Below are 17,961 nucleotides of genomic sequence, written 5' to 3' on the forward strand. Positions count from 1 at the left end.
CGGCTCTTCCGATCCGCGTGCATCGCCATCCTCGCGCCGGTCGCTTTTCTCATGACAGCGTCCGGCCAGGCTCAATCACGACATGGGCAGGCACAGCAGGCGGGCGCGCTTGGGAGCGCGATTCTCGCCGATCACGTGGCCGAGGCCGCACAGCATTTCGGCATCCCCGAAGCATGGATATGGGCGGTGATGCACGTTGAAAGCCGCGGCGACCCGCAGGCAATATCGCCGGCCGGCGCCATGGGGTTGATGCAGATCATGCCTGCTACATGGGCAGAATTGCGCGGGCGCTATGGCCTCGGCGCAGACCCTTTCGACCCTCGTGACAACGTCTTCGCGGGGGCAGCCTATCTGCGCGAGATGTTTGATCGCTATGGCGACACCGCATCCATGCTGGCGGCCTATAACGCCGGTCCAGGGCGCTACGATCGCCATCTCGCAAACGGCACATCTCTGCCTCGCGAGACGCGCACCTATCTCGCCAGACTCGCCCTCGTCGTCGCAGGAGCGGCATCAGATCCATCCATAAGCGTGCCTCCAGATAGCCATGATTGGACAAGGGCGCCGCTGTTCATCCAGCTGAACACTGAGGCAGCGAGCAGCGATCGACCGATCGAAACCATGCGTACCGATAGCACGGCAAACGACGGCAAGCTTACGCCTGGCGAAGCGACAGCACGGCCTCGCGATACGATTTTTGCTCTGCCTTCCGCTCTGGAATCCGACTGATGGCGCCGATCCGGCTTTGTCGCGCTCTGGCGCAGGATTGGCGGCGATCGGCGGTGCCGGGGCGACCTGGGATGGCCATAGGGGCGCACAGCCAGATAAAAGGAGCGCCGTCACTCGGCGTCCAGATGGTTGGTTGTAAGGGTGCTTTTTGTCGGCACCCATATTCTATGCGCCGACACGGCCCCGAGGAAGGCGCAACAAATCAGCAATCGGCTGTCCGGCACGCTCCGAAGCAACCCGATGGATAGGTTCGATGACGATTTCCGCCCGCGGCCCGGCCGGGTGCGTGACCGCGGCGCAGGGAGCGGCCGACGTGCCAAGACCTATGTCGGCCAGGTGATGCGTGCCGCGAAGAAGGCGGGTCATACCGGCCGTCGCTTCGGTTCCATTCGGCGCTCCGGCAGCGGCTCACGCTTCGGTCGCGGCCATGCAACACGGATCGCAGCGAAGCGCCGGCCAGACCTGCGCCGCGTCATTGCCAAGATGCGCGTGGTGCGTCACCAGGGCCTCGCTTTCCGAGCCGCGCCCCTCGCTCGCCACATCTCCTATCTGGAACGCGAAGGCGTCACGCGCGACGGCGATCCCGCACAGATGTTCGATGCCGCAGGAGATGCAGCCAGCGGCGATGCGTTTGCCGATCGCTGCCAGGACGACCGGCACCATTTCCGGCTCATTGTCTCGCCGGAGGACGCTGCGGAGATGCAGGATCTGCGGGCCTTCACACGCGAGCTGATGACGCAGGCCGAACAGGATCTCGGAACGCACCTGGATTGGGTGGCCGTCGACCACTGGAACACGGACAACCCGCATGTCCATATCCTCATTCGCGGCCGAGCCGGTCCCGAGGAGGATCTGGTCATCAGCCGTCGCTATGTCCGCGAAGGCTTTCGGCACGATGCCGAAGATCTCGTCACAATGGAATTGGGGCCGCGGCGGGAGGTCGATATCCAGGCCGCGCGTCTCAAGGAGATCGATGCCGAACGCTGGACAAGCCTCGATGCGAGCCTGCGCGATATCGCGGATCGCCATGCCGGCATTGTTGACCTGCGACCTGGCGACCAGTGGCGCGGCCCCGAGGATCGTCTGCTGCTGATCGGGCGAGCGCAAAAGCTCGAGCAACTCGGCCTCGCCGATGCTATCGGGTCGTCCGCCTGGACCTTGAAGCCCGGTATAGAAGAGACCTTGCGCGACCTGTCGATCCGCGGCGACATCATCAAGACCATGCACCAAGCGATGGCGCGCGGAACTCGCAGCCCGGACCCGGCGTCATTCGCGATCCATCCCGATACCCCGCACGAATCCGTCCTCGGCCGTTTGGTCGAACGGGGGCTTCACGACGAATTGCAGGGCACCGCCTATGCCGTTGTCGAAGGCATCGATGGCCGCACCCATCATATCCGGTTCGATGATCTGGATATGACCGGCGACGCCTCGCCCGGATCCATCGTCGAGACCAGGACCTGGGAGGACAATCGCGGGCGTAAGCGACTCTCGCTCGCCACGCGATCGGACCTTCCGCTCGACAAGCAGATCAGCGCCGATGGCGCGACCTGGCTCGACCGCCAGCTTACCGCCGCAGCGCCCCCTGTTTTCGGGAAAGGGTTTGCCGCGGAAGTCGTCGACGCACTGGAAGCCCGCACCGATCACCTCGTCGAGCAGGGCCTTGCCGAACGACGTGGGCGCCGCGTCATCTTCGCACGCGCCCTTATTCGGACGCTGCGAGATCGAGAGGTCATCGCCGCCCAAGCACGAATCGCCGGTGAAACGGGAATGTCTCCGTTGCCAGTCTCGCCGGGCGAACAGGTCGAAGGCGTCTATCGCGAGCGTGTGGTGCTGGCTTCGGGACGCTTCGCGAGGATCGACAGCGAATTCGGATTCCAGCTCGTTCCCTGGAGACCGGCGCTGGAGCAGCACATGGGCCAGCATGTCGCAGGCACCATTACGCCGACCGGCGGTGTTGCGTGGAGTTTTGACAATACGCGCGAATTGGGAATTTAGCCATGAACTTGCCAGAGTTAGTGTTGTCCACTAAATATGATCCGATGGACAGAGCGATCAGCGCCAGCGATGCTAATCAGCATTTCTCCGAACTTCTGCGCGATGTCGCGGAAGGCCAGAGCTTTACCGTCATGTCGCGGGGGCGCCCCGTCGCACGCGTCCTTCCCGTCGACCGCCATCGGGAAAAGCGCTCGGTAGAGCGGCTTCTCGAGTTCGTCTCAGGGCTACCCGTTCGCCACGCAGGCCAGTGGTCGCGCGACGATCTCTACGAATGACGCGCGTAGCTCTCGACAGCAACATCCTGGCTTATCTGGCTGGCGTCAGCCGCACCGCCGAGGATGAAGACAAGATCGCCAAGGTTCGCGATCTGATTCGGCGTCTGGCGGTTGAGGTCAGCCTGATCGCACCCGCGCAGACCCTCGGAGAGTTGTTCATTGTCTTGCGGCGCAGCGGCGCCTCCAGCGAAGAGGCGCGCGCGATATTGCTGGAGTTTTCGGATGCGTTCGGCACCTCGGCATCGGAGGCGCGCACCGCCTTGTCCGCTGCGGATCTTGTCGTCGATCACAAACTGCAATTCTGGGATGCACTGATCGTGACCGCAGCAGCAGAGGCCAATTGCACGCTGTTGCTCTCGGAGGATATGCAGAACGGCTTCGTCACGCGGGGACTGACGATCATCAACCCGCTCGCCGAGCCTGCGCACCCCAAACTCGCTCACCTCTTGAGCAAGCAGGCCTAGACGCGCCCTGCGCAACCTACGCTAGAGACAGTATTTGCGCGCTAGAGCCGCCGTTTCTACGATCGGTCCGGCCAACCTCTTGAAACTGCGGCCGACCCGTCCCGACCTTTCCGTCCAAGGCGAATGACGCCTCCGGAAAGGAGCTTGTGTGTCGGCGACCAAGATTCTCTGGGGCCAAATTCTGGTCGTGCTCGCGATCATTCTGGTCGCCGTCTGGACCGCGACGCAATGGACGGCCGCGGCGCTCGCTTACCAGCCCCAGCTTGGTGCGCCCTGGTTCTTTCTCGGCGATTGGCCAGTCTATCCGCCGCCTGCCTTTTTCTGGTGGTGGTTCTCCTTCGACGCCTATGCGCCCGACATATTCGCGCGGGGCGGCATCATCGCCGCATCGGGTGGAATCCTTTCAATCGTCGCTGCAATCGCCATGTCGGTCTGGCGCGCCCGCGAAGCCCGCAACGCTCAGACCTACGGCTCGGCACGCTGGGCCACGACCAAGGAGGTTCGCCGATCCGGGCTGTTAGGCGAAGACGGGGTGATGCTCGGACAATTCGAGCGCGCCTATCTGCGCCACGACGGCCCCGAGCATGTCCTGTGCTTCGCCCCAACGCGGAGCGGCAAAGGCGTCGGACTGGTCGTGCCGACGCTCCTCACCTGGCCGGGAAGCTGCATCATCCATGATATCAAGGGCGAAAATTGGCAGCTCACGGCCGGCTTCCGCTCCCGCTTCGGTCCGGCACTGCTGTTCGACCCCACCAATCCCGCCAGCGCCGCCTACAATCCGCTGCTGGAGGTGCGCAAAGGCGAATGGGAAGTGCGCGACGTGCAGAATGTCGCTGATGTGCTGGTCGACCCGGAAGGAAGCCTCGAGAAGCGCAACCACTGGGAAAAAACGAGCCATAGCCTGCTCGTCGGCGCCATTCTCCACGTCCTCTATGCTGAAGCGGACAAAACGCTTGCCGGCGTCGCCAACTTCCTCTCCGATCCCGCGCGCCCGATCGAATCCACGCTGCGAAGGATGATGCTTACCCCCCATTTGGGCGAGGCCGGCGTTCATCCCGTGATTGCCAGCGCCGCGCGCGAGTTGCTGAACAAGTCGGAGAATGAACGCAGCGGCGTGCTCAGCACCGCCATGTCGTTCCTGGGCCTGTATCGAGATCCCGTGGTCGCCCGCGTGACGCGGCAGTGCGACTGGCGCATCGCCGATCTGGTTGATGGTAAGCACCCGGCCTCGCTGTTCCTCGTGGTGCCGCCATCGGACATTTCGCGCACCAAGCCGCTCATCCGCCTGATCCTCAACCAGATCGGCCGCAGGCTCACCGAAGACCTCAACAGCAACGGCAATCGGCACCGTGTCCTGCTCATGCTCGACGAATTCCCCGCGCTGGGGCGACTGGATTTCTTCGAGCAGGCGCTGGCCTTCGTCGCGGGATACGGCCTCAAGGCCTTCCTGATCGCACAGAGCCTCAATCAAATCGAGAAAGCCTATGGCCCGAACAACGCCATCCTCGACAATTGTCACGTCCGGGTCAGCTTCGCCACCAACGACGAGCGCACGGCCAAACGCCTTTCCGATGCTCTCGGCACGGCAACCGAACTGCGCGCCATGAAGAACTATGCCGGCCATCGTCTTTCACCCTGGCTTGGTCATTTGATGGTCTCGCGCTCGGAAACCGCTCGGCAATTGCTTACGCCCGGTGAGATCATGCAGTTCCCGCCCGAGGATGAGATCGTCATGATCGCAGGCTCCCCGCCGATCCGGGCGAGGAAGGCGCGATATTTCGAGGACCGACGCTTCAGCGAACGGGTGCTGCCACCGCCACAGCCGAAAAGCAGCGCGCCCAAACCCAACGACTGGACCGGCCTTGAGCCGATCAAGCCACCGGCGCCGGTGGATCAGCCGGAGGAGGCTCGAAAACGGCCGAAGCCACCGGACGCCGCGACCGCTCTCCGGCGCGAGCCGGGTGTGCCGGCGCAGGATGAAGCGGCGCACGAACCGCGTCCGGCTCGGCGCGAGTTCGAATTCGACGATGAGCAACCCGCCGATACGGACGCGGCCGTCACGCGACGGATGCAGCAAGTCGCCCGCCAGACCAGCATGGATCCCGGAGACGGTATTCAACTTTGAAAGCGAAGCCGATGCGCATCAAACACACCTTCCGTTTGCCGGTGGATCTGTCCGACCAACTCGGGGAGATCGCGGTGCGCAAGCGGGTCTCGCAGACGCGGATCGCCGAGGCCGCAATCCGCTCGTATCTGTCGCCCGACGCGGCCGATCGCATGGAGGCGGCCATGGTTCGCCGGCTCGATCGATTGTCACGACAAATGGACCGTCTTGAGCGACACATCCAGATATCCAATGAAACCCTGGCCTTGTTCGTCCGCTCCTGGCTGGTCTCGACCCCGCCATTGCCGGACACCGCGCTGGCGGCCGCCCAGGCGAGTGGACGCGAACGCTATCAGGGGTTCATCGAGGCGCTGGCGCGCCGACTGGAAACGGGCATGAGTCTCGCCACTGAATTGTCGCAGGACATCATCCCGCGGGACGTCACAGATGCGTAAATCATCCGCCATGATTCCGGCGCCTCGCCGATTGTTTCTATTTGCACGCCAGAGCACTACGATGGTCGATTGTTGTTGCGGAGGCCCATTCTAGGGCTTTCTTAGCTGTCCCCAGAGCGTCGATGACTGTTTCGGCGCAGATCAGGGGACAGGGCTGTGCCAGCACAAACAGGCGATGGTGAAGCCGTCTCGCGCGGAGCGCGGATGCTCCGCAGCGCGCTCGGCCCATGCATCGCCGCCTGGCTTGCCGACCCTGCCATCATCGAGATCATGCTCAACCCGGACGGTCGCCTATGGGTGGACCGCCTTGGCGAAGGCCTCGCGCCTACCGATCAGATCATGGCAACCGCCGACGGCGAGCGCATCGTCCGCCTGGTCGCTCACCACGTCGGAGCGGAGGTGCACGCACACAGCCCCCGCGTATCGGCAGAGCTCCCGGAGACCGGCGAGCGGTTCGAGGGGCTGGTCCCACCCATTGTCACCGCACCGGCCTTCGCGATCCGCAAGCCCGCGGTCGCGGTATTCACGCTCGACGATTACGCCTCCGCCGGGATCATGTCGCGGCTCCAGGCCGCCGTCCTTAAGAAATCCGTCGCTGACCGGGTGAATATCCTGGTTGCCGGCGGCACGGGCGCCGGCAAGACTACCCTGGTCAACGCGCTGCTGGCCGAGATCGCCGGCACGGCCGACCGCATCGTCCTCATTGAGGATACGCGCGAGCTGCAATGCACCTCACCCAATCTGGTGGCGATGCGGACCAAGGACGGCGTCGTTACGCTGTCGGACCTAGTGCGGTCATCCCTTCGCCTCCGTCCAGACCGCATCCCAATCGGCGAGGTGCGCGGTGCCGAGGCGCTGGACCTCCTAAAGGCGTGGGGCACGGGCCATCCCGGCGGCGTCGGCACGATCCACGCAGGAACCGCCCTGGGCGCATTGCGGCGGATGGAGCAGCTCATCCAGGAAGCCGTGGTGACGGTCCCGCGACCGCTGATCGCCGAGACCATCAACCTCGTTGCCGTGCTGGTGCGCGATGCGGGTGGACGCCGCCTGTCCGAGCTGGCGCGCGTCGACGGGCTCGATGATGCCGGCGGCTATCGCCTGACCTTCCTTCCCTCACATCAATCATCCGGAGAAACGCCATGACCAACGCCGCCACGGCGCGCAATGCGCCGCGCCTGTCCTTGCACCAGCGCGCGGTACTGGCCGCGCTCGCTACTTTCACTCTGCTGCAGGCCCATGCCGCCAAGGCCGGCGGATCATCCATGCCGTGGGAGGCGCCGCTGCAATCGATCGTGGAATCGGTCGAGGGTCCAGTGGCGCGGATCGTCGCGGTAATCATCATCATCGTCACTGGCCTCACGCTCGCCTTCGGCGATAGCTCGGGCGGCTTTCGCCGGCTGATCCAGATCGTGTTCGGCTTGTCGATCGCGTTCGCAGCCAGCTCCTTCTTTCTTTCCTTCTTCTCGTTCGGCGGCGGGGCCGTCATCTGATGTTCGGCCAGGACGAGGCTGCGGGATTCCAAGTCCCAGTGCATCGGGCATTGACCGAGCCGATCCTGCTCGGCGGCGCGCCGCGCACCATCGCGATCGCCAACGGCACGCTGGCGGCAGCGGTCGGACTCGGCTTGCAGCTCTGGGTCACCGGCGCGGTGATCGGGTTCATCGGCCATGTCGCGGCGGTCTGGGCGGCCAAGCGCGATCCCCAGTTCGTCGAGGTCGGGCGGCGGCATATCCGCTATCCCGCCTGGATGCGGGGATGAGGCGACCATGCTGAATCTCGCCGAATATCGCAGCAAGGCGCAGAATCTCGCCGACTTCCTGCCCTGGGCGGCGCTGGTCGCTCCCGGAATCGTGCTCAACAAGGACGGCTCGTTCCAGCGCACGGCCCGCTTTCGCGGCCCCGATCTCGACAGCGCGACGCCCGCCGAGCTGGTGGCGGTGACGGCCCGGCTCAACAATGCGCTGCGCCGCCTGGGTTCGGGATGGGCGATCTTCGTCGAGGCGCAGCGTCTGCCGGCCAGCGGCTATCCGGAAAGCGACTTTCCCGATCCCGTCTCCGCGCTGGTGGACATGGAGCGGCGCGAGCAATTCCGCGAGGACGGCGCCCATTTCGAGAGCGCCTATTATCTGACCCTGTTGTGGCTGCCTCCCCCAGAGGACGCTACGCGTGCGGAAGGTTGGCTTTACGAGGGCAAGGCGCGCAAAGGCGTCGATCCCCTGGAACTGGTCGCGGGGTTCACCGATCGCACCGCGCGCGTCCTCAATCTGATCGAAGGCTTCATGCCCGAGGCGCGATGGCTCGATGACGACGAGACGCTGACCTATTTGCACTCGACCATCTCGACCAAACGCCAGCGCGTGCGTGTGCCGGAAACGCCTATGCATCTCGACGCGCTGCTGGTCGATCAGCCGTTGGCTGGCGGCCTCGAACCCCGGCTAGGCGACGATCACCTGCGCACGCTCACCGTGACCGGCTTTCCGTCCTCCACCTGGCCAGGCCTGCTGGACGAGCTGAACCGGCCCGCCTTTCCGTATCGCTGGTCCACGCGCGCGATCATGCTCGACAAGGTCGACGCGACCAAGCTGTTGACCAAGATTCGGCGGCAATGGTTCGCCAAGCGCAAGTCGCTCGGCGCGATCATCAAGGAGGTGATGACCAACGAGGCGTCGGTGCTGATGGATTCCGATGCGTCCAACAAGGCCGCCGATGCGGACGCCGCACTACAGGAACTGGGCAGCGACGATATCGGCCAGGCCTATGTCACCGCGACCGTTACGGTCTGGCACCCCGATCCGGCCATCGCCGCCGAGCGGCTTCGCCTGGTCGAGAAAGTCATCCAGAGTCAGGACTTCACCTGCACGGTGGAAGGCGTCAACGCCATCGAGGCGTGGCTGGGCGGCGTGCCCGGCCATGTCTATGCCAATGTGCGACAACCGCCGATCTCGACGCTCAACCTTGCCCACATGATCCCCCTGTCAGCGGTGTGGGCGGGGCCGGAACGGGACGAGCATCTGGGCAGTCCCCCGCTGCTCTACGGCAAGACCGAAGGCTCTACCCCGTTCCGGCTTTCTCTCCATGTCGGCGATGTCGGTCATACGTTGATCGTCGGCCCCACCGGTGCCGGCAAATCGGTGCTGCTGGCGCTGATGGCGATGCAATTCCGCCGCTACGATAACGCGCAGATCTTCGCTTTCGATTTCGGCGGGTCGATCCGTGCGGCAGCGATCGCGTGTGGAGGCGATTGGCAGAATCTGGGCGGCAACACACAGGACGATGCCGGCGACGGCGTCCAGCTTCAGCCACTCGCCCGGATCGACGATGCCGCCGAACGGGCCTGGGCCGCCGAATGGCTGGCCGCGATTCTCGCCGCCGAAGGCGTTACCATCGATCCGCAGGCCAAGGACCATCTGTGGTCGGCGCTGACTTCGCTCGCCAGCGCGCCACCTGAGGAGCGCACACTGACCGGCCTTGCCGTGCTGCTCCAGGCGCAGGCGCTCAAGCAGGCGCTCGCACCCTATTGTGTTGGCGGCCCCTGGGGCCGGCTGCTCGACGCCGAGGCCGAGCATCTCGGCGACGCGGCGATTCAGGCATTCGAGACCGAAGGGCTGGTCGGCGCAGGCGCTGCCGCCGCCGTGTTCTCCTATCTCTTCCACCGCATCGAAGGGCGGCTCGACGGCTCGCCCACGCTGATCATCATCGATGAAGGCTGGCTCGTGCTCGACAGCCCGGCCTTCGCCCAGCAGCTCAAGGAGTGGCTGAAGACGCTGCGCAAGAAGAACGCATCCGTCGTCTTCGCCACCCAATCGCTCGCCGATGTCGAAACCTCGAACATCGCGCTGGCGATCATCGAGAGCTGCCCGACGCGCATCTTCCTGCCCAACGAACGGGCGATGGAGCCGCAGATCGCCGCCATCTATGCGCGTTTCGGCCTCAACGCCCGGCAGGTGGAAATTCTCAGCCGGGCGACGCCCAAGCGCGATTATTACTGCCAGTCGCGGCGCGGCAACCGTCTGTTCGAGCTGGGCCTGGGCGATGTCGCGCTCGCCTTCACGGCCGCCTCCTCGAAAACTGACCAGCAGCGCATCGCAGATCTTGTTGCCGAACATGGGCGCGCCGGCTTCGCTGACGCTTGGCTGAAGCATCGCGACCTCGCCTGGGCGGCCGAGCTGTTGCCGCCGCCACCCGATCCGCTGACGCATCAGGAGATGGAACCATGACATGCTTCGCCTTGCGCCGTGCGCTCCTCGCCGGCGCTGCTTTCGCCATGACCGGGCTCGCCGCCTCGCCACCGGCCCATGCGCAACTGTTCGGCGGGATCGTCTACGATCCGACCAACTATGCGCAGAACGTGCTGACCGCGGCGCGCACGCTGGAGATGATCAACAATCAGATCCAGTCCCTGCAGAACGAGGCGGCTTCGCTGCTCAACCAGGCACGCAACCTCACTTCGCTGCCGCTCAATGAACTCAGCGCGCTGCAGGATCAGGTCCAGCGCACCCGGCAATTGCTCGATCAGGCCCAGCGCGTCGCCTACGACGTGCAGCAGATCGACCAGATATTCGAGCAGCGTTACCGTTCGATCGACATCACCGCCTCGGACCAGCAGCTTATCGCCGATGCGCGCGAGCGCTGGGAGACCAGTGTCGGCGCGTTCCAGGATTCGCTGCGCGTGCAGGCCGGCGTCGTTGGCAATATCGAGGGTGCGCGCGCCAGCATGGGCCGTCTGGTCGGCGCCAGTCAGTCGGCGACCGGCGCGCTCCAGGCAGCACAGGCGGGCAACCAGCTCCTCGCGCTGCAATCGCAGCAGATCGCCGATCTCACCGCGCTGGTTGCGGCGCAGAGCCGCGCGCAGGCGCTCCAATCCGCCCGCGATGCCGCGACGGAAGCGCAGGCGCGCGAGAACTACCGCCGCTTCATGCGGCGCAGCGGCGAGTGACGCGCCGGTGAGCCGGACAACGCGTATCGCCGGCGTGGCGCTGGCAGGCGGCATCCTGATGGCGACCGCGATCACCATCGCGACCCGCGAAGAGCCGCCTCGTCGCGAGCCGCCCCCCGTGATCGAAGAGGCGGCCGACCCGCTGCACGCCGAACTCGCGCGCTGCCGCACGATCACAGGGCCGGACGCGGAATGCGAACGCATCTGGCAAGCGCAGCGCGACCGCTTCTTCGGACGCGATGATGTCGACACATCCGCGCCGCGCCGGAACGCATTGATTGGCGAAGGCGGTAATCCAGCGCACGAGGAAACGCGCTGACATGAACAACGTCGGCGTCATCAACACCTTCCTCGATACCTTCAACAGCTACATCGATAGCGGGTTCGGGTTGCTGGGCGGCGAAGTCGCATTCCTGACAACGGCGCTGATCGTCATCGACGTCACACTCGCGGGCCTGTTCTGGGCCTGGGGCGCCGACGAGGACGTCATGCACCGCCTGGTGAAGAAGACGCTCTATATCGGTTTTTTTGCCTTCGTGATCGGCAATTTCTCCGCGCTCGCGGCAATCGTGTTCGAGAGCTTCGCGGGTCTCGGTCTCCAGGCGTCGGGCTCCTCGATCAGCGTCGCCGAGTTCATGCGCCCCGGCACGGTCGCCCAAACAGGATTCGACGCCGGCGAACCGCTGCTGGATGCGGCGGAAGATCTGATGGGCTTCACCAGCTTCTTCTCCAATTTCGTCCAGATCGCAGTGCTGATGATCTCGTGGGTCATCATCCTGATCGCCTTCTTCATCCTGGCGATCCAGCTCTTCATCACCCTGATCGAGTTCAAGCTGACCACGCTGGCGGGTTTCGTCCTCTTGCCATTCGCGCTCTTCAACAAGACAGCCTTCCTCGCGGAGAAGGTGCTGGGCAATGTCGTCGCCTCGGGCGTCAAGGTGCTGGTGCTCGCCGTCATCGTCGGCATCGGCACGGGCCTGTTCGCCGAATTCCAGAGCGCCTTCGGTGAGACCCCGACCAACGAGCAGTGCGCTGCCGTCGCGCTTGCTTCACTGGCGCTGATGGGTCTCGGCATTTTCGGCCCGGGCATCGCCACTGGTCTCGTTTCGGGTGCGCCGCAGCTCGGCGCCGGTGCGGCAGTGGGCACCGCGCTCGCGGTCGGCGGCATGGCGGCGGGTGGAGCGGTGGCGGGACGCATGGCGCTGGGCGGCGCCGCTTCGGCCGCCGGTGGCGGGTTGCAGGCGGCCGGAGCTGCGGCGCGCGGCGGCGCCTTCGCGTCCGGCGCGGCATCGAGCGCCTATGCGATGGGCTCGTTCGGCAAATCGGGCGCCGGCGCGGTCGCCGGCGGTATGACCGCCATGGGTCAGGCAGCGGCCAGTGGCGCGGCGAAGGCAGCCATATCGCCGCTCAAGAAGGCCGCCGAGAAAGGCGGCGCCGCAATGCAGTCCAGCTTTCGCTCCGGCGCGCGCGCCGGGTTTACCGCCTCGGGCGGCACGATCAGCGGCGGCGCTTCGCCCGCCGCACCGGCAAGCAGCGGTGCGGCAAGCGCCGGATCGTCCGGCCCGCCCGCTTGGGCGCGCTCGATGAAAAACCGTCAAGCGCTGCAAAGCGGCGTCTCCACCGTCGCCCATGCGGTCCGTTCCGGCGATCGCGGCGGCGGCGGCGCCTCGCCCAATCTCAGCCAGAAGGATTGAGCCGACAATGTTCCGACGCCCTTCCAACCACTATGGCAAGACGCCCGAGCCCGAGACGCCATACCAGCGTGCCGCGCAAGCCTGGGACGAGCGCATCGGCTCCGCCCGCGTGCAGGCGAAGAACTGGCGCCTCATGGCCTTCTGCTCGCTGGCGCTGTCCGCCGGGCTGGCCGGCGCTCTCGTCTGGCAAGGCGCGCGCGGAACCATCGTCCCCTGGGTGGTCGAGGTCGACAAGCTCGGTGAGGCGCGTGTCGTCGCGCCGGCCGAGGCCGGCTATCGTCCGACAGACCCCCAGATAGCTTTTCACCTCGCGCGCTTCATCGAGCATGTGCGCTCCGTCCCCGCCGATCCGATCGTCCTGCGCGAGAACTGGCTGCGCGCTTATGATTTCGCCGCGCCGACCGGAGCGGCCGCGCTCAGTGATTATGCGCGAGGCAATGATCCCTTCGCCCTGGTCGGCCGCGAACAAGTCGCGGTCGAAGTCTCGAGCGTGATCCGCGCTTCACCCAATAGCTTCCGCATCGCCTGGATCGAGCGGCGCTACGCGCAAGCGAATCTCACCGCGACCGAGCGGTGGTCGGCGATCGTCACGGTCAATGTGCAGCCGCCGCGCTCACCCGAGGCAATCCGCAAGAATCCGCTCGGCGTCTTCGTCACCGCGCTCAACTGGTCCCGGGAGCTTTCTCAATGAGAAATCCGCAATTCCGTAAATCCGCTTCCGTGCTTCTGCTGCTTTGCGGCTCTGCGCTTACCGCCTGCACGACCACGAAGTTCACACCGCCTTCCATCACCTATGACGACGCCCCAGCGGTTGCGGCCGTACTGACGCCGGAGCCGACCCCTGCCGCGTCTGGAATGGTCGAGGTCGTGGCGATCCCGGAGCCCCTGCCGTTGCCCGGTCAGCTCAAACCCGTGGAAGAAGGCCGCAACGCGCCCGAACCCGCAGACCCGGCCGAGCGTATCCGCAATGCCAACGACGCCGCGCGCGTGCAGCCGGTGCGCGATGGCTTTATCAACGCCATCCAGACCTATCCCTGGACCGACGGCGCGCTGTTTCAGGTCTACACCGCGCCCGGCCAAGTCACCGACATCGCTTTGCAGGAGGGCGAGCAGCTCGTCGGGCCGGGACCGGTTGCCGCCGGCGACACGACGCGCTGGATCATCGGCGATACGGTGAGCGGTGCGGGCGCGAACAGCCGCGTCCATATTCTCGTCAAGCCGACCCGGCCTGACATCTCGACCAACCTTATCATCAACACCGACCGGCGCACCTATCATCTGGAACTGCGCGCCACCGAGCGCACATGGATGGCTTCGGTCTCCTGGACCTATCCGCAAGACCAGATCATCGCCATTCGCGGCGCCAATGCCGCCGCTGTCGCGGCCGCGCCGATCGCCGACGGCATCGACATCGCCCGGCTCAACTTCCGCTATCGCATCGAGGGGGACAACGCGCCGTGGCGGCCGCTCCGCGCCTTCGACGACGGCCGCCAGGCGTTCATCCAGTTCCCTGCCGGCATCAGCCAGGGCGAGATGCCGCCGCTATTCGTGATCGGCACCCATGGCGGCTCGGAACTCGTGAATTACCGCGTGCGCGGCGATCATATGATTGTCGACCGGCTGTTCGCGGCTGCGGAACTGCGTCTCGGCGATGATCCGCAGCAGGTCGTGCGCGTTGTGCGCAGCGATGGTGACGTCGGGCGCAGGGGTCGGCAATGAGCGCGAGCGAGACCGATCCCCGCCGCGAACCGTCACCACCGACACCAGCGCCGGGCGACGGCCGATCCGGTCCGAACACGCACACGGATGCGCCTCCGGACCATGACCCGGAAGCATCCACCGCCGCCGATACCGCGACCGTTGCCGATCCGAGCGGCTTTCGCCTGCGTGGAGATCCGCCGCGGGTCATGCGTCTGTCGCGCAAGGTGCTGGGCGCCGGCGCGGCCCTCGGCGCCATCGGAATAGGTGCGGCGTTCATGGTGGCGCTCCAGACCCGTGATCGCCAGCCTGCCGAACCGACCGAACTGCACGGGAGCGAGCGGCGGGCTGTCGCGGAACAGGTGACAGGAGCGCCGCGCGACTACAGCCAGGTGCCGCAACTCGGCGAACCGCTGCCGGGCGATCTCGGCCGCCCCATCCTGAACGCTCGCGCGGATGGTCGCGATGTCCCCGTGCCGCCGATGGGCAGAGGGGCCGGCCAGGCGCGCCAACTCACGCCCGAAGAGGAAGCGCGTCAGCGCGAGATCCAGGCGCTTGAGGCCGCCATCGCCAGCGGTCTGTTCCACGGCGCCCAGGGCGCGCCTGCGCGATCGCAAGGCTCCGCCGGAAGCGCTTCCCTTCCGCCATTGCCTGGCCTCGATCCGGTTCGGGCAGCGGTGCAGGCCGATCCCGCGCCGCAAGACAGCGCGCGGGCGTTCCTCACCGAACCGACCGACCGGCAAATCGCCAGTCCGGACCGCCTTGCGGCGCCGATGTCGCCGCATGTCGTCATGGCGGGCAGCGTCATCCCCGCGGCCCTCATCACGGGACTGCGTTCTGATCTGCCGGGTCAGGTGACGGCGCAGGTGACGAGCCACGTCTATGACACCCCGACGGGACGAACCTTGTTGATTCCGCAGGGAGCCCGGCTGATCGGCGAGTATGATTCCAGTGTCGCCTTCGGCCAGCGCCGCGTGCTCCTCGTCTGGACGCGCCTGATCCTGCCCGACGGCCGCTCCATCGTGTTGGAACGCCAGCCTGCCGGCGACGCGGAGGCCAGGCTGGGCTGGAGGATGGCGTCGACCATCACTGGGACGAATTGGCGAAAGCGGCGGGACTATCTACGCTGCTCTCGCTCGGCACCGAATTGGCGACGGACTCGCAGGACCGGCTTGTTCGCGCCTTGCAGGATGGTGGGCAGGATACGTTCAATCAGGCCGGGCAGGAGATCGTCCGCCGCCAGCTCAATATCCCGCCGACGCTGACGGTTCGGCCCGGCTACCCGGTCAATGTGCTGGTGTCGCGGGATTTGACCCTCGAACCCTGGAGAGATTTACAATGACCAAGCTCAAGCTCGGCGACCTGACCGACGAAACGCCGATCCGCCGCCAACTCTCCTTTCCCGCCGATCTCTACCGCGACATGACGATCTATGGCGAGCTTCTGGCCGAAGGATCGGAAACGAAGCCGGTTGAACCCGAACGGCTCGCTATTGCGATGCTGACACGGTTTCTCGCCACCGACCGGGCATTCCAGCGCGCGAAGCGCGAGCGAGCACGGACAGCTACGCAGTAGTCCGAACGAATTGGACACGATCCTCGCCATCAAGAACCAGGGCACGAAATCCCGCTTCTCTCCAGGATCGGCATTGGACCTGCCGCGGATCGGTGGTCTCATTGCTCCACCAGTCAGGGTTCTGCGCACTGTTCGGCAGCAAGGCGCCGATAATGCGCTCTATGTCATCGAAGGTCAGTTCGACACTTTGCCGCTCGCGCCGACGACGCAGATAGGTTTCCAGCGGCGTGTACTTACCCATAATCAAAGCTACTCCTGAACAAACGATAACGCGCAGATCGGTCGCGGCAATGCCGCGAAACAGGGCTGCGCAAGAGGGATTCATTGAGACGCGGCGATCCTGTTCGCCCAGTCCGACGTCCCGGGACGGACACGCCCAGCCAGGGCATGCGCCGCTGTCAAGAACCGGCGCAGCGCGGGATTGTCATTCGCCGGCGACCAGATCGCGGAAAAGGGCGCACGATCCGCCTCCGAGGCCAGTGGCGCCATCACGACGTCCGGGATGGTCAAGGCCGTCCATCCTTCCGACACCAAGGTCAGTCCAAAACCCATGCCGACCAGACTCATCAGCGTCTCGTGCTGTACGGCGAGGCGCGCGACATCGGGATAGTGGCTGTAATCCGCCGTCCGGCGCACGATATAATCGTGGACTTCAGGGCCAGGCGGAAACTCCGAGACAATGAACCGCTCGTCCTTGATCTCATCCCAGCTCAATTCAATCCGGTCGGCAAGTGGATGGTTCGCCGGCAGTGCCACATGGACCTGCTCCCGCCACAACTCGGCCGTCTCGCAGCCCACCAGGTCGGCATTGCCCGTGGCGATCGCGACATCGAGCGAGTGCGCGCGAACCTTGGCGATATGGACACGGCGTTCGCCTTCCTGAATATCGAGCGCCACGTCCGGATGGCTTCGCGAGAACTCCAGGATCAACTCGCGTAGGAAGCCGCCTGCCAGGGACGTGAACACGCCGATCCGCAAGACACCTGTTTCACCTCTCCCACCACGGCGAGCTCGTGCAAAAGCATGATCCATTTCGTCAAGGGCAGTGCGCGCCCGCTCGAGAAACTCCCTGCCGGCGATGGTAGTCCGCACGCCGCGCGGATGACGTTCAAACAGGGCGATGCCGAGAATGTCTTCCAACCGGCGCACCCGTTTGGAAACCCCCGACTGCCGAATGCCAAGGGCTCTCGCCGCCCCGCTGAAGCTCAAATGTTCGGCGACCGCGAGCGCCTGCACAATCGACACCAGATCGATCCGCTCAGTGAGCCGTCCACCGACAAACAGATGATCAGCCGCATTCGGCATGCACCTGTCCTCGGGAACCAACGTGCTCCAACCTACGACGTTTCTGCGTCTGGCCCGGCGGCGAGTGGGGCTGCAGCACTTCGCTGCTCCGCTCGCAGCCTATTCGCCGCGGCCTGCCAGACCCATTTGCGGCGCACCGACTGGCGGCGGCGCGCCCTGCGCCGCGCATAATCAACCGGATCGCCGCGCCCCCACTCCCTGGCCTGATCAACGGCGAGCACGACCGCCTCATCGAAAGCTCGCGACCGGCGCCAACGCCATCGATTGATCCATCGGCTAAACATCGCGGCGCTGCTCCATGGTGCAATCTGCCTCCCGTCATATCGGGTCCGACAAACCCGCTGTTGGCGGTCCGACTTCGGCAGGCGGCGGATCGAGCTGCACGGCAATGCGCATCGGCAAGAGCATGCCCGCCGGCGGCTCGCCCGGCAGGCGCTGGCCGACGACAAGGCTGCGCAAGTCGGCGCCAGGCTCTGCATGAGCGAATGGCGTGAATTCCATGCGCGAGACCACGCCGCTTTCATTCACCCAGATCTTGAGTTCGAGCGGCGGCGTCGCCTCGTCCTCGGCGGGGCGGGTCTGGTGGAGATAGGTCCGGAAGCGAAGGGCAGTCTCATTGTCGGCCTCCAGCAACCGGGTGACCGCCGCCGTCGCTCCTTCGGCGTAGCGCACCCATTCCACCGGTGCGGCCGAGGGGGCGATCGTCTGCGCAGCGACCGGGAGCGACG

At 65.5% G+C, this 17,961-nt stretch carries 19 protein-coding genes and 1 pseudogene; 17 read left to right on the forward strand and 3 right to left on the reverse strand.

Features of this window, described 5'->3' with window-relative positions; translation table 11 throughout:
* The first annotated feature begins 51 nt into the window (after positions 1 to 51).
* The 17 genes and pseudogenes from CHB69_RS17750 to CHB69_RS17830 all read left to right on the forward strand — a co-directional run bounded on the left by CHB69_RS17750 (position 52) and on the right by CHB69_RS17830 (position 15,928).
* A complete protein-coding gene (locus CHB69_RS17750; protein WP_089217253.1) occupies positions 52 to 729 on the forward strand; it encodes a lytic transglycosylase domain-containing protein in 678 nt (225 codons plus the stop codon).
* A gap of 240 nt (positions 730 to 969) precedes the next feature.
* Positions 970 to 2,727, forward strand: coding sequence for a relaxase/mobilization nuclease domain-containing protein (locus CHB69_RS17755; RefSeq protein ID WP_089217254.1), 1,758 nt, complete (start codon positions 970 to 972; stop codon positions 2,725 to 2,727).
* Between the two features lie 44 nt (positions 2,728 to 2,771).
* The gene (locus tag CHB69_RS17760; protein WP_089217277.1) at positions 2,772 to 3,002 is read left to right on the forward strand and encodes a type II toxin-antitoxin system Phd/YefM family antitoxin; all 231 of its coding nucleotides are present in this window, start codon (positions 2,772 to 2,774) and stop codon (positions 3,000 to 3,002) included.
* Complete coding sequence (locus CHB69_RS17765; protein WP_089217255.1) at positions 2,999 to 3,466, forward strand: PIN domain-containing protein; 468 nt, start codon at positions 2,999 to 3,001, stop codon at positions 3,464 to 3,466. Before CHB69_RS17760 ends, CHB69_RS17765 begins: the two co-directional genes overlap by 4 nt.
* A 148-nt stretch (positions 3,467 to 3,614) precedes the next feature.
* Positions 3,615 to 5,591: a conjugal transfer protein TraG gene (locus tag CHB69_RS17770; protein WP_089217256.1), complete on the forward strand. Its 1,977-nt coding sequence runs from the start codon at positions 3,615 to 3,617 to the stop codon at positions 5,589 to 5,591.
* A gap of 11 nt (positions 5,592 to 5,602) precedes the next feature.
* Entirely contained in the window at positions 5,603 to 6,025 is a 423-nt protein-coding gene (locus tag CHB69_RS17775; protein WP_089217257.1) for a CopG family transcriptional regulator, read from the forward strand.
* A gap of 204 nt (positions 6,026 to 6,229) precedes the next feature.
* Entirely contained in the window at positions 6,230 to 7,168 is a 939-nt protein-coding gene (gene trbB, locus CHB69_RS17780; RefSeq protein ID WP_089217258.1) for a P-type conjugative transfer ATPase TrbB, read from the forward strand.
* On the forward strand, positions 7,165 to 7,515 hold the full coding sequence (locus CHB69_RS17785; RefSeq protein ID WP_089217259.1) for a TrbC/VirB2 family type IV secretion system protein: 351 nt from the start codon (positions 7,165 to 7,167) through the stop codon (positions 7,513 to 7,515). The genes trbB and CHB69_RS17785 overlap by 4 nt, the downstream gene beginning before the upstream one ends.
* The gene (locus CHB69_RS17790; RefSeq protein ID WP_089217260.1) at positions 7,515 to 7,784 is read left to right on the forward strand and encodes a VirB3 family type IV secretion system protein; all 270 of its coding nucleotides are present in this window, start codon (positions 7,515 to 7,517) and stop codon (positions 7,782 to 7,784) included. Before CHB69_RS17785 ends, CHB69_RS17790 begins: the two co-directional genes overlap by 1 nt.
* Positions 7,785 to 7,791: 7 nt before the next feature.
* Positions 7,792 to 10,242 (forward strand): conjugal transfer protein TrbE, encoded by a 2,451-nt coding sequence (gene trbE, locus CHB69_RS17795; RefSeq protein ID WP_089217261.1) that lies wholly within the window; start codon positions 7,792 to 7,794, stop codon positions 10,240 to 10,242.
* Positions 10,239 to 10,961, forward strand: coding sequence for a P-type conjugative transfer protein TrbJ (gene trbJ, locus CHB69_RS17800; RefSeq protein WP_089217262.1), 723 nt, complete (start codon positions 10,239 to 10,241; stop codon positions 10,959 to 10,961). Before trbE ends, trbJ begins: the two co-directional genes overlap by 4 nt.
* Positions 10,897 to 11,280, forward strand: coding sequence for a putative entry exclusion protein TrbK-alt (gene trbK-alt, locus CHB69_RS17805; protein ID WP_089217263.1), 384 nt, complete (start codon positions 10,897 to 10,899; stop codon positions 11,278 to 11,280). Before trbJ ends, trbK-alt begins: the two co-directional genes overlap by 65 nt.
* 1 nt (position 11,281) lies before the next feature.
* Positions 11,282 to 12,655, forward strand: coding sequence for a P-type conjugative transfer protein TrbL (gene trbL, locus CHB69_RS17810; RefSeq protein WP_089217264.1), 1,374 nt, complete (start codon positions 11,282 to 11,284; stop codon positions 12,653 to 12,655).
* Positions 12,656 to 12,662: 7 nt separating this feature from the next.
* Complete coding sequence (trbF, locus tag CHB69_RS17815) at positions 12,663 to 13,346, forward strand: conjugal transfer protein TrbF (RefSeq protein ID WP_089217265.1); 684 nt, start codon at positions 12,663 to 12,665, stop codon at positions 13,344 to 13,346.
* Complete coding sequence (gene trbG / locus CHB69_RS17820) at positions 13,343 to 14,374, forward strand: P-type conjugative transfer protein TrbG (protein WP_089217266.1); 1,032 nt, start codon at positions 13,343 to 13,345, stop codon at positions 14,372 to 14,374. Before trbF ends, trbG begins: the two co-directional genes overlap by 4 nt.
* Positions 14,375 to 14,562: 188 nt before the next feature.
* Positions 14,563 to 15,695, forward strand: a pseudogene (locus CHB69_RS17825) (TraB/TrbI/VirB10 family type IV secretion system protein).
* Positions 15,692 to 15,928 carry a DUF2274 domain-containing protein gene (locus tag CHB69_RS17830; protein WP_089217267.1) on the forward strand — a complete coding sequence of 79 codons (237 nt, stop codon included), beginning with the start codon at positions 15,692 to 15,694 and terminating at the stop codon, positions 15,926 to 15,928. The pseudogene CHB69_RS17825 and the gene CHB69_RS17830 overlap by 4 nt, the downstream one beginning before the upstream one ends.
* Here CHB69_RS17830 and CHB69_RS20835 read toward each other — a convergent pair.
* The 3 genes from CHB69_RS20835 to CHB69_RS20310 all read right to left on the reverse strand — a co-directional run.
* Complete coding sequence (locus tag CHB69_RS20835) at positions 15,918 to 16,253, reverse strand: DUF7662 domain-containing protein (protein ID WP_425442450.1); 336 nt, start codon at positions 16,251 to 16,253, stop codon at positions 15,918 to 15,920. The two genes, CHB69_RS17830 and CHB69_RS20835, sit on opposite strands and share 11 nt — an antisense overlap.
* A complete protein-coding gene (locus CHB69_RS17840; protein ID WP_089217269.1) occupies positions 16,250 to 17,233 on the reverse strand; it encodes a LysR family transcriptional regulator in 984 nt (327 codons plus the stop codon). The genes CHB69_RS20835 and CHB69_RS17840 overlap by 4 nt, the downstream gene beginning before the upstream one ends.
* 318 nt (positions 17,234 to 17,551) lie before the next feature.
* Positions 17,552 to 17,961, reverse strand: a 410-nt coding sequence (locus CHB69_RS20310; protein ID WP_089217270.1) for a hypothetical protein, incomplete at its 5' end; no start/stop codon positions are given.

This window comes from Sphingopyxis indica (assembly GCF_900188185.1).
Lineage (GTDB): Bacteria > Pseudomonadota > Alphaproteobacteria > Sphingomonadales > Sphingomonadaceae > Sphingopyxis > Sphingopyxis indica.

What these genes read in the sequence shown, in the direction of transcription:
- trbF (WP_089217265.1), top strand. Translation starts at nt 12,663, where the DNA reads ATGTTCCGACGCCCTTCCAACCACTATGGCAAGACGCCCGAGCCCGAG.
- trbL (WP_089217264.1), top strand. Translation starts at nt 11,282, where the DNA reads ATGAACAACGTCGGCGTCATCAACACCTTCCTCGATACCTTCAACAGC.
- CHB69_RS17785 (WP_089217259.1), top strand. Translation starts at nt 7,165, where the DNA reads ATGACCAACGCCGCCACGGCGCGCAATGCGCCGCGCCTGTCCTTGCAC.
- trbB (WP_089217258.1), top strand. Translation starts at nt 6,230, where the DNA reads ATGCTCCGCAGCGCGCTCGGCCCATGCATCGCCGCCTGGCTTGCCGAC.
- trbE (WP_089217261.1), top strand. Translation starts at nt 7,792, where the DNA reads ATGCTGAATCTCGCCGAATATCGCAGCAAGGCGCAGAATCTCGCCGAC.
- CHB69_RS17755 (WP_089217254.1), top strand. Translation starts at nt 970, where the DNA reads ATGGATAGGTTCGATGACGATTTCCGCCCGCGGCCCGGCCGGGTGCGT.
- CHB69_RS17775 (WP_089217257.1), top strand. Translation starts at nt 5,603, where the DNA reads ATGCGCATCAAACACACCTTCCGTTTGCCGGTGGATCTGTCCGACCAA.
- CHB69_RS17830 (WP_089217267.1), top strand. Translation starts at nt 15,692, where the DNA reads ATGACCAAGCTCAAGCTCGGCGACCTGACCGACGAAACGCCGATCCGC.
- CHB69_RS17750 (WP_089217253.1), top strand. Translation starts at nt 52, where the DNA reads ATGACAGCGTCCGGCCAGGCTCAATCACGACATGGGCAGGCACAGCAG.
- CHB69_RS17765 (WP_089217255.1), top strand. Translation starts at nt 2,999, where the DNA reads ATGACGCGCGTAGCTCTCGACAGCAACATCCTGGCTTATCTGGCTGGC.
- trbJ (WP_089217262.1), top strand. Translation starts at nt 10,239, where the DNA reads ATGACATGCTTCGCCTTGCGCCGTGCGCTCCTCGCCGGCGCTGCTTTC.
- trbK-alt (WP_089217263.1), top strand. Translation starts at nt 10,897, where the DNA reads ATGCCGCGACGGAAGCGCAGGCGCGCGAGAACTACCGCCGCTTCATGC.
- CHB69_RS20835 (WP_425442450.1), bottom strand. Translation starts at nt 16,253, where the DNA reads ATGAATCCCTCTTGCGCAGCCCTGTTTCGCGGCATTGCCGCGACCGAT.
- CHB69_RS17840 (WP_089217269.1), bottom strand. Translation starts at nt 17,233, where the DNA reads ATGCCGAATGCGGCTGATCATCTGTTTGTCGGTGGACGGCTCACTGAG.
- CHB69_RS17790 (WP_089217260.1), top strand. Translation starts at nt 7,515, where the DNA reads ATGTTCGGCCAGGACGAGGCTGCGGGATTCCAAGTCCCAGTGCATCGG.
- CHB69_RS17760 (WP_089217277.1), top strand. Translation starts at nt 2,772, where the DNA reads ATGGACAGAGCGATCAGCGCCAGCGATGCTAATCAGCATTTCTCCGAA.
- trbG (WP_089217266.1), top strand. Translation starts at nt 13,343, where the DNA reads ATGAGAAATCCGCAATTCCGTAAATCCGCTTCCGTGCTTCTGCTGCTT.